Source organism: Pseudoalteromonas sp. c7(2019) (assembly GCF_011378625.1).
Taxonomy (GTDB): Bacteria; Pseudomonadota; Gammaproteobacteria; order Enterobacterales; family Alteromonadaceae; genus Pseudoalteromonas; species Pseudoalteromonas arctica.
In genome coordinates this window covers 139,571-153,794 of record NZ_WTKS01000009.1, presented here as the reverse complement: position 1 = coordinate 153,794, position 14,224 = coordinate 139,571, and the positions used below count along the sequence as shown (strand labels likewise).

The 14,224-nt window shown below is 39.4% G+C and carries 14 protein-coding genes; 6 read left to right on the top strand and 8 right to left on the bottom strand.

The window, feature by feature from the left end; translation table 11 throughout:
- Positions 1-41 precede the first annotated feature (41 nt).
- From GQR38_RS11940 to GQR38_RS11930, 3 genes are read right to left on the bottom strand one after another with little or no spacing between them, the layout of a single operon-like run.
- Positions 42-491: a flavodoxin gene (locus tag GQR38_RS11940; protein WP_010553680.1), complete on the bottom strand. Its 450-nt coding sequence runs from the start codon at positions 489-491 to the stop codon at positions 42-44.
- On the bottom strand, positions 491-1,255 hold the full coding sequence (gene truC / locus GQR38_RS11935) for a tRNA pseudouridine(65) synthase TruC (RefSeq protein ID WP_165721649.1): 765 nt from the start codon (positions 1,253-1,255) through the stop codon (positions 491-493). The genes GQR38_RS11940 and truC overlap by 1 nt, the downstream gene beginning before the upstream one ends.
- On the bottom strand, positions 1,248-1,568 hold the full coding sequence (locus GQR38_RS11930; RefSeq protein WP_165721648.1) for a YqcC family protein: 321 nt from the start codon (positions 1,566-1,568) through the stop codon (positions 1,248-1,250). The genes truC and GQR38_RS11930 overlap by 8 nt, the downstream gene beginning before the upstream one ends.
- 104 nt (positions 1,569-1,672) lie before the next feature.
- Here GQR38_RS11930 and GQR38_RS11925 point away from each other — a divergent pair, with 104 nt between their 5' ends.
- Both GQR38_RS11925 and GQR38_RS11920 read left to right on the top strand, forming a co-directional pair.
- Positions 1,673-2,701, top strand: a complete 1,029-nt coding sequence (locus tag GQR38_RS11925) for a DUF3549 family protein (protein WP_165721647.1) — start codon at positions 1,673-1,675, stop codon at positions 2,699-2,701.
- Entirely contained in the window at positions 2,702-3,001 is a 300-nt protein-coding gene (locus GQR38_RS11920; RefSeq protein WP_002963032.1) for a DUF3301 domain-containing protein, read from the top strand.
- An 851-nt stretch (positions 3,002-3,852) separates the two neighbouring features.
- Here the strand turns inward: GQR38_RS11920 and GQR38_RS11915 are convergent.
- The gene (locus tag GQR38_RS11915) at positions 3,853-4,506 is read right to left on the bottom strand and encodes a GNAT family N-acetyltransferase (RefSeq protein WP_008169301.1); all 654 of its coding nucleotides are present in this window, start codon (positions 4,504-4,506) and stop codon (positions 3,853-3,855) included.
- A 153-nt stretch (positions 4,507-4,659) separates the two neighbouring features.
- Between GQR38_RS11915 and GQR38_RS11910 the strand changes: the two genes are divergently transcribed.
- The 3 genes from GQR38_RS11910 to GQR38_RS11900 all read left to right on the top strand — a co-directional run bounded on the left by GQR38_RS11910 (position 4,660) and on the right by GQR38_RS11900 (position 6,046).
- Complete coding sequence (locus tag GQR38_RS11910) at positions 4,660-4,896, top strand: DUF2789 domain-containing protein (protein ID WP_002958240.1); 237 nt, start codon at positions 4,660-4,662, stop codon at positions 4,894-4,896.
- Between the two features lie 96 nt (positions 4,897-4,992).
- Entirely contained in the window at positions 4,993-5,259 is a 267-nt protein-coding gene (locus GQR38_RS11905) for a hypothetical protein (protein WP_010553684.1), read from the top strand.
- Positions 5,260-5,272: 13 nt separating this feature from the next.
- The gene (locus GQR38_RS11900) at positions 5,273-6,046 is read left to right on the top strand and encodes a Zn-ribbon-containing protein (protein WP_010553685.1); all 774 of its coding nucleotides are present in this window, start codon (positions 5,273-5,275) and stop codon (positions 6,044-6,046) included.
- Between the two features lie 328 nt (positions 6,047-6,374).
- Here GQR38_RS11900 and syd read toward each other — a convergent pair whose 3' ends face one another.
- Positions 6,375-6,914: a SecY-interacting protein gene (gene syd, locus GQR38_RS11895; RefSeq protein WP_024593671.1), complete on the bottom strand. Its 540-nt coding sequence runs from the start codon at positions 6,912-6,914 to the stop codon at positions 6,375-6,377.
- A gap of 59 nt (positions 6,915-6,973) precedes the next feature.
- On the opposite strand from syd, the gene queF reads away from it, so the two are divergent.
- Positions 6,974-7,819, top strand: coding sequence for an NADPH-dependent 7-cyano-7-deazaguanine reductase QueF (gene queF / locus GQR38_RS11890; RefSeq protein ID WP_024593670.1), 846 nt, complete (start codon positions 6,974-6,976; stop codon positions 7,817-7,819).
- 59 nt (positions 7,820-7,878) lie between these two features.
- On the opposite strand, the gene GQR38_RS11885 is transcribed toward queF, so the two are convergent.
- Genes GQR38_RS11885 through GQR38_RS11875 form a run of 3 tightly spaced genes read right to left on the bottom strand, consistent with a single transcriptional unit; the run spans position 7,879 to position 14,215 of the window.
- The gene (locus GQR38_RS11885; protein WP_165721646.1) at positions 7,879-8,766 is read right to left on the bottom strand and encodes a peptidylprolyl isomerase; all 888 of its coding nucleotides are present in this window, start codon (positions 8,764-8,766) and stop codon (positions 7,879-7,881) included.
- A gap of 32 nt (positions 8,767-8,798) precedes the next feature.
- On the bottom strand, positions 8,799-12,488 hold the full coding sequence (locus GQR38_RS11880) for a translocation/assembly module TamB domain-containing protein (RefSeq protein ID WP_165721645.1): 3,690 nt from the start codon (positions 12,486-12,488) through the stop codon (positions 8,799-8,801).
- Positions 12,488-14,215: an autotransporter assembly complex family protein gene (locus GQR38_RS11875; protein ID WP_007378193.1), complete on the bottom strand. Its 1,728-nt coding sequence runs from the start codon at positions 14,213-14,215 to the stop codon at positions 12,488-12,490. The genes GQR38_RS11880 and GQR38_RS11875 overlap by 1 nt, the downstream gene beginning before the upstream one ends.
- Between the last annotated feature and the right edge of the window lie 9 nt (positions 14,216-14,224).

The window sequence follows — 14,224 nt, the reverse complement described above, 5'->3', positions numbered from 1 at the left end:
GGAGCGCATGCGCTCCTTTTTTAATACCTTAAAGTTAAGGATTAAGCAGGTAGTTTTTCTAGCCATACTTTTAACCAAGGCTCGGTTACTGGCCATGGTTCAAAATCTTCACATGCATCTATTTCTAGGCGGTTGCCCACAGGCTTTGCTTGTAAATCGCGTAGTAACTCGTCAAAGCTACGCCCTGCGCCACAAAATGTATCGCCGTAGCATCTGTCACCCATTGCAATTACACCAAACGGTTTATCGGTAAGCATTGGGAAAGTGCTATTCATTGCAAAGTACAATCCTGCCAAATTACTCGGTACATCACCTTGGCCTGTTGTGGAGGTAACAATTAAAATATGCGATGCATTTTTTATATCATCAAGTGATGCTTCAGTAATTACTGTTGCAGTATGACCCGCTTGCTCTATTGTGGCTGCAACTTCATCGCTTAAACGCTCTGCACCGCCATTAACGCTGCCTACAAAAATACTAATATGTGCCATTAATAATCCTTTTCTTGCTCTGGCCAACCTAGCTGCTTACATATTTCAAGCATGTCTTCACCTAGTGGCGCTTTAATTGTTATTGATTCATTACTATAAGGGTGCACAAAACTAAGCTCTGTTGCAAATAACATTAGGCGTCTTAGCTCAAAATGCTCCCTAAAAAATTGATTATGCTGATTATCACCGTGATTTACATCACCAATAATAGGCAGTGATAAGTGCTTTAAGTGTCTGCGAATTTGATGCTTGCGCCCCGTTTTTGGAAAGCACTCCACTAACGAGTAACGCACTGTTGGGTACTTACCAATAGGAATAGGCAGTGCAACTTGGTGCAGACAATTAAACTGGGTTTGCGCTTCTTGCGGTGCTTTATCTTGATCTGCAAACTTATCGGCTATTTTATCAAGTTCTTCTTTAAGCGGTTTATCTAAAAATACTGACTCTGGTGCAAAACCACGCACTAAGGCCAAATAGCGCTTAGCAATAGTACCTTCAATAAATAGCTGGTTCATATCGCGAGCGGCTTCAGAGCTCAGTGCAAACAGCAATACGCCCGACGTAGGTCTATCGAGCCTATGTACTGGAAATACATGTTGCCCTAGCTGGTCGCGCAACATTTGCATAGCAAACTGGGTTTCGTGTTTATCTAAAAACGAGCGATGCACTAATAAGCCTGAAGGCTTATTTATAGCCACATAGTTTTCATCTTGATACAAAATAGTCAGCTCGCCATATTCAACAGGCGCTGGACGCTCACTCATTTGGTTCTCCTAAAAAGGTATCAAGGGCTGTTAGTAATTCAATTATTTCATAGCTCCCTGCTTTATTCACAAGTGTCATTTGCGCCATAGGGGCAATAGCAAAGTTACGAGGCAGTGGTTGTTTATGTGTTATTAATTGCTGTATTTTATTAATAAATACAAATTGTAACCACTGCTCAAATGCCATTGTATCGTGACAAAAAGGAGTATTTGAAAGTAGTGCCTCAGCGTCTATTGGCTCACTTTGCCAAAGCGCATGTTTTTGTAAAAGTGCGGTTAGCTGCACTAAATAAGTTTGGGTTTGCTGGTACATAACCACCCTCTTTTATATATGTAATGCAATTATACCCTGTTCCCTCATAGGCGGCTATGACGTATAATTAACGTAATTTTGCAGTAAAAACAGTTGAGAAAACAATGAGTGATCAAATAGCTACATTAGGTCAGCTTTTAGATGGTGCGGGTACTCAGTGGCGTGCTTTTGATATTGGCAGGCACATTACTAAGCTTGATAAAAAACAATTTTTAGCTATTGAACAAGCTCAAGTGCCTTACCCTTATCCTCTTGCTGGTCATGCTTGGCTCGCTATCCAATTTTGGGATACTAAAGCCAGTAAAGAACCGTATGTATGGTTTTTAAAGTTTCCACTTGATGAGCAAAGTATGCTTGTAAGTGCTAGCCGCGATCACTTTGCTGATATGGTTATTCAAGCGCTCGGCACTGAAATCACAGGTGAGCAAGCCGATGGAAAACTTGATAATAACCCTTATGTTTTTACACCAAACGCAAATAAATTAGCGGCATTTAACGCCCAAGTAAAAGTACTATTAAAACAGCCTGCGTCGCAGTATTACGAGCATGCACAGTTATACTTTAGCGGTAAAATTGGTTTTGATAATTGGCAAGGTGTTGCACTGCAGGGTATTGCCGATTTTGCACTACGCTTAGACAGCGATACAAACTTAAGTAATTTGCAAAAAGCATGGGCGCATTTACCTATTGAAGTACTACAACCACTCAGTGCCATGCTTGAACACGTTGAAATACCAACATCAATGAGTGAGTTACTTGTTGATTACACACAGGCCGCAATTAGTAATAACGATACATTAGCTATAACCGCAGCACTAAGATCTGTTTCAAAAGGTCAAGCTCAAGGGTTATGCGCTCAATTAGTTGATACTGTACTAAGCTCACAGGTAAGGCACGACTCTGACGTGTTACTAACAATAGCTGGGCGGTGTTTTAAGCAATTAGAAAACCCTGAACGCTTACATGTATTTATGGATAATTGCGCACATCATCAAAAAATTGATGAGTTGTTTCCTAGTATTTTTGCTGACTTAGTTGCAATACCGACTATTCGCCCGCATTTATTAGGCTTATTACGTAAAGAAAATCGTAGCGAAACCCTCGCGCGTGCAATTGGAAGGTTATTCTCTTAAATGGCAAGTTTATGGACGTTCATACTTATTGGTAGTGTAATTTACTTATTTTGGCTTAACCGAAAGGTTGCTGAAGCGGCGAACGTTCATGCTAAACGTCAAAGTGAGCAATTGCAGGTGCAGTTGATGAGTGTTGCATGCACAAAACGCCGCTTTGGTTTTTTAAAGAACGGCAAGCCAGGCATCAAAAGTGAATTTATATTTGAATTTTCAAGCGATGGTGAAAATGCTTATCAAGGTGTGTTAATTATGGAAAATGAGTTTTTGAAAAGTGTGGTTGTTCCACCGCATAAAATATAAAACTGAATATACTTTAAGAGTATTTGTCTTAAGTTGATAAACTTAATTCAACACAAAAAACTAAGGCGTAACTAAAGTTACGCCCCAATTGGACTGCATCCTGCTAGATATCCATTATCTTAAATCCGTATTATCATCCCCTGAACGAGTAAACAACCTTGTTTACCCTCACATTGCATCCTGCAATATCCATAGCCACCTTGGCAAACCCACGAAATCTATCGTTTGGCTACATACTGTAGCATCATCCCTGGTAATCCTTTTAAGTAGCTCCTGCCACTTTTTGCATCCTGCAATATCCATAGCCATCTTGGCAAACCCACGAAATCTATCGTTTAGCTACATCCCGTAGCATCATCCCTGGTAATCCTTTAAAGTAGCTCCTGCCACTTTTGCATCCTGCAATGTCCACTTGCCATCTTGGCCGTCCTACGTAAACTAACGCTCCTGCTACTTCCTGTAGCGTCATCCGTGATTATCCTAAAGTAACTCCTAGCTACTAAGTGCTTCATGCACTTCCTTATTCTTCCTTGTATCCGTTTTAGCTTGTCCTTTATGCTTCCTGCTAGCGTCTGCTATGTTGCCTATTCCGTATCCTTGGCAGTAACTCAATCATTGAGCTATGTCGTCTTGACAAAGAGAAGTTTAAAGCAATCAGGGGGGAGAAATAGGACTTAACACTAAATAAATAAACGTCACAAAAATGAAAAATAAAAATAAACTTTAAATAACAATAGCTTGAATCAAAAAAGGCTGCATATTAATAGCCTTTAACTGACAATGCTCACGATAATGTGAGATATATCTCACGGCCTTATGTCCGTTTGGGCGCATTGGTTTACATCATAATTTTAAATAGTTGGCTCAATTATTGATTTAAACAGTAACTCGCCCTCTACTTGGTTAAAAGTAAGGTGTTTAAATGCTTCAAACTTTTCGGTTTTAAAAAATTCAGTGTGTTCTTTACGCGTTACAAATACAGCCATCCCCGTTGACTCAGCGTTACATTTAACTAAATCATCAAGCCCTCGTAGTAAGTAACGACCAAACCCTTGCCCATGAAAATGTGGATCTACGGCAATAAAAGCTAAAAAGTAGTAATTGCCCTTCTCTTTAAGGGCATCTCTAATTGTTTGTTCTTTATCTATTAATTGATTTGTTTGTAAGTAGCCCGCACTCAGCATTAATTTTAAACGCCAGTGCCAATAACGCTGCGCTTGTAATTGGCTATTAGATTCAAATACACACGCTACTGCTTTTAATTTATCGTTGCGGTATAAACCAATTAATGGCTGCTTTTCTTGCCAAAAACTACTGAGCTCTTCGCGAATTAATGATCGTAATTTTTTTTCGTATACTGATTTATTTTCGTCATTGTAGCTAAGCATGTTTTGTAATACAGGATCGTCATGATAAGCCTGATAAATTAGGCTTGCTGCAGTGCTAATATCTTCTGCGGCTAAATACTGTACGCTGAACGTATCAGCTGGCGTGGTTACACTCATTGTATTTCCTTTATTATTTTAGCTGTAGACTGTTTAACTTTATACCTAACTATATACCTAAAATTATTAACCGTAAATTCAGCGAGAGTTTAACTAGCTAGGAGTAGAGTTAATCCTTAGAATAAGTTTTCATTCGTTTAAAGGAGCAATATCATGGATACGACTAAACACGACATCAATACACTATTTGCACAGCTTGGATTACCTAATTCTGATGAACAAATAGATGCATTTATTGCCTCACATGAATTAGAAGACACAACACTACTCCAAGAAGCTTCTTTTTGGGATGAGGCACAACAGCACTTTTTAGCTGAATCGCTTGCACAAGACGGTGATTGGAGTGAAGTAATTGACGAGTTAGATGTACGCATTCGTCAAAGTAAGTAATTTTATTTAATGTACCCTCCCTTATTTATTGCTAACATAGCATCTGCGCAGCATTTATATGCTGCGTATTTATTTTATTAAAGAGTTATATATCTAATGAATTCAGTTGTATTTGATGCAATTAAAGCCCTTCTTGATGAAGGCAAAACCCCTACTGTAGCACTAACTAAAAGCCGTTTGGCGCAACCGGTTCCTATGCCGATGATTATTGCAGCAGTAAGCCAATATAAAAACAATCCTGATTCAATAAATAACTTCATGAGAAACCCACAGCAGTCAGATAGTACTGAGCTTAAAACAAGTCAATTAGATAGAATTGAGCAAAAACTCGATAAACTTCTTGCACTGCTAGAACAAAAATAATTTGAGACTATAAATGTTCGTTGTTGATTTAACTTTTGATTGCTACCAAGACACCACCCTAGAACAAGCCGAACAAGCAATAAATCGCTTAGTAAATGCACTGCGTTTTAATGGTCAAATAATGGGCGAAGAATTTCCAACCGTTTTAAAAGATGGATTTTTTATTACCCGTGTAATGTGCCCTACTGAAGATGCAATGCACCCGCTAAATAACAGCCCGTTTGTTAAGCACAGTATCGAAAAGTTACATAGTGCGGGGCTACTTGCGCCAAAAGTAAAAGTGATTGGGCAAGATATTCACTCCAACGGCGCTGACTGCTGTAAAGAACCATCAAGTTATATTTTATACACAACCTATGTGCATACGTGTAGCCCGCTTTATTGTGGTGATGACTTTTTGCCTGTGCCGTTATTTCGTATTCCGGCAATTGCTAATGGTGACTATAAAACGCTTATAAAATGGCAAGAAGATTGGCAAGCCTGCGATCAAATTCAAATTAATGGCGCAACCCGTTGTGAGTTTCCGGCACTTGAAGAAATATCGAGTATCCAAAGCGACTTATACAGACGCGGAAAAGACATAACAAAGCGAATTAGTTTTTTAACTAAAAAGCCAACCTATTATTATTTATACCGTGTAGGCGGCGTAGATAAAGCGTCTGAACTTGAACGAAAATGCCCTAGCTGTCATGGCGACTGGAAATTACCTGAATCGTGGTTTGGGTTATTCGATTTTAGATGTGAGCCGTGTGGCTTAGTGTCTAATATATCGTGGGATTTTCAGTAACCATTAGGGCGTGTTGACCTTTGTGGATTGAAATTTGTTCAATCTAGGGGCGATTTAATCGCGGCGCGAGGTTTGTAACCTAGTGGGCTAAGTAAAAACCGAGCAACAAAGAGTAAATCGTCCCTAGAAAGAACCCAAAGGGCAGGCATGTTTGGCATTTATGCTTCGTTATCGCCTATTTATGGGGAGTAACCACACTACATAGGCTCTGCCTTGCCTAAAAACCAAACATACAGCTGCAAAATCAACCACGAAAGGTCAACACGCCCTAGTAATGGCTCTAAAAATCAGCTTAGTGATGACGCTAAGCTGATTTATTAAACACGTTTTAAACCTCTAATGCCTTTAAAAAAGCATTAATGTTAGGTGCAAGTACATGGTGTGTTTTTTTGCCTACGTGCTCTAAACATACTTCACCAGTGTGCACCAATACACTTACTAGTAAATCATCTTGATCTGTTAAACCAATAAATACCGTTTCTGGCTGCTTGAGCTTGCGTTTCATTAAAACGTGACCCGTTATATTTTGCTGTAACAAATTAAAATCTTCTTCGTTCCATGCTTGTAGTAATTCAACCTGATGCCCATCAATAACTGCTGAAATGCTTCCACCGTACATATGCCCATATAGCTCGCTAAGCTCTTTTGGGAAATCAAGCTCAAGTGCGCTGGCCAAATCATTAAGCGAACCTGCAGGTTGCTGACGCGCCCCCTGCCATTGAATGTTACCTTGCTCGTCAACCTCGCCAACTTCACACGGGCTTGGCCATTGCTCGTCGTGCACAATAAGTGGGTACTTTGCGGTATTTTTCAGGGTATTTTCGCTAAATGTTTGATGAAGTTGTTCTATAAGCAATGCAACAGACATACTGTGAAACTCATTTAAATTAGATATAATGTCCCTATTGTAACTATTTAAGAGCAAACATGACAGATTACAGCAATTCTCCAGACCTTAAAGGTAGCGTATTAGGCCAATCTACTGAGTATGTAGATGTGTACACGCCAAGCTTGCTTTTCCCTATTGCGCGCAAACTAAATCGTGATGCTTTAAATATTGACGAAGCAGAGCTTCCATTTAAAGGCCAAGATATTTGGACAGGTTACGAGCTTTCATGGCTAAACAATAAAGGTAAACCGCAAGTTGCCGTAGCCTTATTTACCTTTGAGTGCCAAAGCAGCCATATTATTGAGTCAAAGTCGTTTAAACTTTATTTAAATAGCTTTAACCAAACCCGATTTGAAAGCATTGATATAGTAAAACAGCACTTAATTGATGACTTATCAAACGCGGTTAACAGCCCTGTCAAAGTGACTTTATATAATCCTGATGATTACAATTGCTTACCGTGTACAGCGCTGCCAGGTGAATGTATTGATGACTTAGATATTGAGATTAATAATTACGATATTGATGCTAATTCACTTAAAGCAAAAAGTGATAACGTAGTTACAGAAACGCTCTACAGCCACTTACTTAAATCGAACTGTTTAATTACCTCCCAGCCTGACTGGGCAAGTGTGATCATAAGATACACAGGCGAGCAAATATGTCGCGAATCGTTACTGCGTTACTTAATTTCGTTCAGAACACATAACGAATTTCATGAACAGTGTGTTGAGCGTATTTATAGCGATTTAACAACACAACTTAATATTAAAGAGTTAGAGGTTTACGCGCGTTATACTCGTCGCGGCGGGCTTGATATAAACCCGTATCGCTCTACGCATTATAACGACACGCCATTTGCAGTTAAAATTAATCGTCAGTAGGTTATTTTAAACTGGAATATAAATATTGAAAAAGGAGCCTAGGCTCCTTTTTACATTTTTTAATTAACTTCGCGCTTAGTGGGTATGGGCATACCACACACATCAACGTAGTTATGTGCTTTAACAAACCATGGCTCAACACGGTTTTTACGAGCGCTGATTAAGTTTTTAAACACCGGTGAGTTTGTTTTCATCACTTTAAATATACTTTTATCGCTTTGTACATCGCCAAGGACTTGTATATTGGTAATTGGGTTAAATACTTTACCTTCAGTTGGTGTACGCGCTAAACGATTAAAATGCTCTATACCTTCGAGCACTCGGCCAAACACCGTAATGTTTTTATCAAGGTAGCGCGGGCCTTGCCCTATGGTTACAAAAAACTCCGTACTCGCACTATTTATATCGTTATCGCGCGCCATGGCAAACACGCCACTACAATGCACTTGCCATGTTTGCGTATGTGCTGAGTTTTGAGCAACTGCAAAGCCGTTTAAAAAGCCAGTAACTGGTGCATATCCGTCGCCATTTAGCTCAGTAATTAAAAGTGGTTTGTTTGTTGTTAAATAAAACTCAGCAGGGACTGTTTTATCTGCCGTTTTAATTAACTTTTTACCCGAGCTGTCCCCGCCTTGCGCTACAAAACCTTCAACAAACCGATAAACGCTAGTATTTTTATAAAACCCTTCTCGTGCTAACTTTTTAATGTTTTGAGCGTGCTTTGGGGCAAGCCGTTCATTAAGCTCAATATACGCATCGCCCGTTGGCAGTGTTATCTTTAAAATATTTTGAGCATCCACTACTCGCCAGTCATTATCTGTTGCACTAGCAATTACCTCACTCGCACTCAATAAAGGTAGCTCTTGATTAGCAACATCATCACCGAGTTGTTGAGCACAACCGCTCAATAAAACACTAAGCAGAGCTGGCAATATAATTTTTTTCATCGCTTATATCCTTATAATTATTATAGTTTTGGTTATTCCCAATCAAACTTATATAGCACATCAACATTTTGGTATAGCCCGCTTGTTATTTCTATGTATAACTGTGAAAGTAACTGATAACGCACAGCCACTTCACTGAGCGAATCAAATACACCCACGCTATATTTAACTTGTAAGCTAGGTGCTACGTAACCTGATATTTCTACTTTGGTGCTATCACCACTACCTGATGAGCTTAAACTTACATCTGACAACCCAAAGGTTTCACCTACCTTAGAAACAACCCCTTCGCTGCGACTAACACCTTGAGAGAGTAATAACTGTGTGAGCATAGCATCGCTTGACGAACTTTCCCCATCACCTAAAGGTTGGCCATTAAGTAAATATGCGAGTGCTTGAGCTTGATCCATCGCAGGCTCAGAAAATATTTTAAGCGTTGGTTGTTCAACATTACCCGTGAGCGTAACCCCTGCAATGACACCATTTGCAGTCGTATCGGGATTACGTATTGCTTTAATATTTAAAAATGGTTGTTCAATTGAACCGCTAAAACCTACTTGCCCGGTGCTGATTATTAAATCTTGTCCAAAGGCTAAGTAAGTACCTTCAATTAAGTTAAGCTCACCTGTGGCTATGATTGGCGCACCTTGACTCATTTTTATCGCTAAATCACCCGCAACTTTTGATTCCAAGCCAAACGACTCTACTTTTACATCGTTTTTAACAATCACTTTTAAATCTATGTCGTAATCAAACGGAACTGTTTCGGTGGCCTCAGTTTTTTGATCAACAATAATTTCATCATCGCTAACTTGCACCGCGCCCTCAGGAAGCTCTTCAATCATTATACGACCGTAAGGCACAACTACCTCACCAGCAAGCTTGAGTGCATTATTAGCCAAGCCTATTTTTAAATCCGGCGATACTTTAAAAGTGACCCCTTGCTGCGCACGTACATAAAACTGCTCGCCAACTACCGCAACATTTACAGCAGGCTGCGCACCTTGCCAATCAACGTCACCGGTTAGATTTATTTTACCGCCTTGATTGTCGTTTAAGTTGCCTTTTATTGTGGCTGTTGTTTTATCAAACAATACGTTTATATTTGAGTTTTGCAGCGCTATAGGTAATTGCTCGCCCTCTAAACTAATATCGCTCACATTAAGCTCCCCATTTAATAAAGGATCTTTTAACGTACCTGCTAACGCCACTTTACCGCTAATATCACCTTTTAACTGTTCGAGGGTTTCAAGAAAAGGTTGTAAGTCTGAAAGGAGTATTTTATCAATATTAATGGTGCCATTAAGCGCTTGCGTATTTTGTATATCGTCGATATTAATTTGTGTATTAATTTTGCCTAATACACTTGATTCTAAATTAGCTTCAAGCTTGCCAATTTGAGAATCCGAAAACGCACTAATACTTAATGTTTCGATTGGTAATTTAAAACGATCTTCTTCCGAGGTTAGCACTGCTTCTAAGTCGCTAGAATCGATATTTGCGCGTAATGTTTTAAGCGCGCCGCTTTGCCAATTAAGTGCTACATCGCCAGCTATATTACCGCGAGTACGAATGCTATTAGGTAAAAAGTGCTTAAGCTCCTCAAGTGCTAAGTTGCTTAGTTTAGCATTTAACTGACCGAGATTTTTTGACTGCGCTAAGGTGTCTATACATAATTCACTTTGATCAGATGCCCAACAATGTGCACTTACATCAAAGTCGCCACTTTGCGTATTAACCATAATGGCAATATTTCTAGTATTACTAAAACTAAGCTTTTTATCGCTAAGCGTTACATTACTAAGCTCGCCATTCCAAGTGGTATTATTAATTTTGCCATTAACTTCAAGCTCTATACTGCCTTGCTCGGCATCTACAGATGCCGTAAGTTGATGATCTGTTTTGTCGCCGCTAATATCAATTTTAACGCTATTAATTTGCTGTTCGGCCACCAGCGCCGAACCAACACTTACCGAAACATCGGTTTGCCAATCGGCTGCGGTATCTAACTGCCCTTTTACTGATAATTTATTAATGTTTATTTCATCAAAAATAAAGCGATCTAGTATTAGTGCTAAATCAACAGAGGGCGTTAACCTTTCCCCTCTCACTTTTAAATTTGCGTTGCCGTCGGCAGTAAATGGAATATTAGCTTTTTCATCACTTTTTAGTGTTACTTTGCCATCAACCTGCCAAGTGTCATCAACTTGCCCGCTTAGTGCTAATTTATTGGTGCCGCTACTTAAATAAAAGCTATCAATATTAGCTTTTAACGTGTTGTCGAGCTTAAAATTTGAGGCAAATTCTAGTGGCACGTCGTTAAGTAATCCGCTTAACTTTGTATTATTCATTTGTAGCTGCCACTTGTCGTCAGCTGCATTAAACGAGCCTTTAAACTGTCCTGAAATATCACTGGTAGCGGCATCAGTTAAATACTGCGCTTTTAAGTTAGCAAGCGTGCCATTAAAGTTAGCCTGTATGCCCTTTTGCCAATCAACATTGGCTTTTATAGTTGCACTGCTTTCGTTCGCTTTAATGCTTAGCGCTTGTAAAGTTGCTTTGGTGAGACTGCCTTTCAATTGGGTATTTAAGTCAACAGCTGGGTACGCACCTAGTTGGCTATTCGCCTGTAGGCTAAGCTGATAGTCGTCAGCATTACCTTGTGCGTTAAGGCTAACATTTCGTACTTTAAGTTCATTACTTTGTGCATCAATAAGCCACAGCTTAATTTTTCCATTTAACTCAAATGGATAGTTTTTTTGCTTTAAATTTGCCGTTGCCGTTAAACTAAGCGGATATTGTCCCTGCGTTTCTAAATTTAAGTTTAGATTTGATAAGTCGCCATTCAACTGCAAATTGGCTTGGTGCTCGTCACTTTGTAAAACAATATCCCCTTTCACGGGCAAATTCCCTGCAAGCTCAGCATTAAGATGCGTATTAAGCTGCCACTGTTCATACTTTGCTGAGAATGACTCTAAATTAATAACCGCATCTTCCACACTTAATTGCAGCGAGATGTTTTCAATAACATGTTGGGCTTCGTTTTGCTCAATCGTAATTTTAGCTATTTCAAAGTCTTCAACAACTAAATCAAGTGGCGAAGTAAATTCTATATTAGGCAATGCGGGTAGGTGCGTTAAAGGCGCTTGAGTATTTTGCGCCGTTTGTGTTTTCGCATCTTGTTCTTGCTCTTTTAAGGCAACAAGTATGGTGGGAATATTCAGGCTTTTAACCGTCAGCTTTGAACCCTCTGCTTTTGCTGAGAGTTTAAAGTTATTAACGCTTACGTTTGCACTTGGATGCTCTAGAGTAAATTTATTGATCGCAATGTTTTTTACAGCAATATTAAAAGGTAAGCTGATTTTTTCAAGCGGCTCTGCCGCGGCTTCTTCTTGTGACTCTGCAGTTTTTGGTAATGTTAAATTTATAGATTTAGCACTTAAGTTATCTATACAAATTCCATCGCACTGCCACCAAAACAAATCAATTTTCAATTGTTGTGCATTAAAGTCCAATCCGTTGCTAGCAAAGCGTACATTAAAGGCATCATTATAAATAAAACGGCCATCTTTAATTTCAATATGTAGTCCATCTACCGCTTTGTTTGCACTATAAGCAATAAATTGATTACCGGGTGCGGTAAATAACAAACAAAATAGTGCAACAACTAACGTGACAAAAATAGCACTTACGGCGGCTGTTATCTTTTTTAATACTGACATTAAATTTCTGGCCCTATGGTAATACTTAAACGTGTGCTTTTACTTTCTTTTGTTAATCCCCAAGCGTGGTCTATACGCACTGGGCCAACGGGTGTTAAATAGCGAAAACCAAAACCAGCACCTACTTCAAAATCATCAGAAAAATCATTAGTCGCAGTACCACCATCAACAAATAAAGCTGCTCGCCAATTTTTAGCAAACTGGTAGTTATATTCCATCGTGCCCGATAGTAAATACTTACCACCTATTAGCTCGCCGTCATCGTTCTCAGGCGAAATTGATTGGTACGCAAAACCACGAACGCTTTGATCGCCACCTGCGTAAAACCGAAGTGAAAATGGCACGTTGTTAATATCATCAACAAGCATTGCTCCCACATTCGCTTTTAAAAACACCAAGTGGCGGTCAAAATAAGTGCGTAGCCATGCATGTTGCATTTGCACCCTAATCAGATTAGTACTCGAAAGCACATCATCTAAGCCAAACTCAGCAGATATAAGCCACTGCTCTCCCCAATAAGGAGTCGTGCCGCCTTTTGATTTTTTGCGCGCGTAGCTAATGCCCGGCATTAACATTTCGGTACTTTCTTCGTCTTCATCACCAATACGGTAGGTTTCTTGGTCGCGGCGTAAAAATGCAGTACGCACCCACTTATTTTCGGTCAACCATTGGCGCTGAACTTGCCCTGTTAATATTTCACTGTAAGTGTCGTTTGTAAGCTCATCTTCTAATTTATAACCGACAGAGAATCGCCATAAATCATCATTAGGATCATCAACCGGAATTGTATAAGCCATGGAAATATCTTGCTGCTTTTGTGCCACATTTAAATTAGTTTCGAGATAATGACCGTCTTCTGTGATCCACGGTTTACTCCATTTAAAACGCACCTTGGGTCCTAAGTCAGTACTAAAACCACCGCCAATTTCATAGCTGTTAGCTGGCTTGGGTAATACTTCAACTTTAATCGGTACTTGGCTATTTTTACGCGCTGCAATGTCAGCATAAACACGTACACTGGCAAAATAAGGGGTACTTGATAAATCCAAGTTATAGTCAGCAATATGTGTTGATTTATAAGGTTGGCCCTGCGAGAAAGGCGCTATAGAGCGTATGTATTTTTCAGCGGGTGTACTACTGGCAATTTGTATATCGCCAAATTGATACCTAACTCCGGTATCAATTATGAAAGTAATAACAGCACTATTTTTTTTAAGCGACACTTCTAATTTGCGCGCTGGCCACTTAGCATCAAAATAACCAAGCTCCAGCAACATAGATTCTATTTTTTTATGAGCAGAGTCATATTTACCATGATTTAAAACATCACCTTGCTTTAAGTGATTGCTTTTAATCAATGCCTGTAATTGAGTATCACTTTGACCATCACCGTTTAGCGTAATATTAATTGCTTCTATGCGAGTTGCAGGCCCCCGTTCAACTTTAACAATTAGTTCGCTGTCGTCTTTATCATAAATAACCTCGACGGTCGGGCTATAATAGCCAAGTGCTTTGATGCTATTTTGTACTTGTTTTTGAGCATAACGGCGAAGTGTACGGGTTGGCTTCTCGCCAATTAACTGCTTGAGGTAAAGAGCTACGTTATTTTCTAAATCGCCACTTAACCCTTCAATTTCGTAATCTTCTATGACTTTTTCTGCCGCATAGCTATTTGTCGCAATTAAAGCGCTCACAACACACATGCAACGTAAAAACTTAATAAACAAGTAAATATC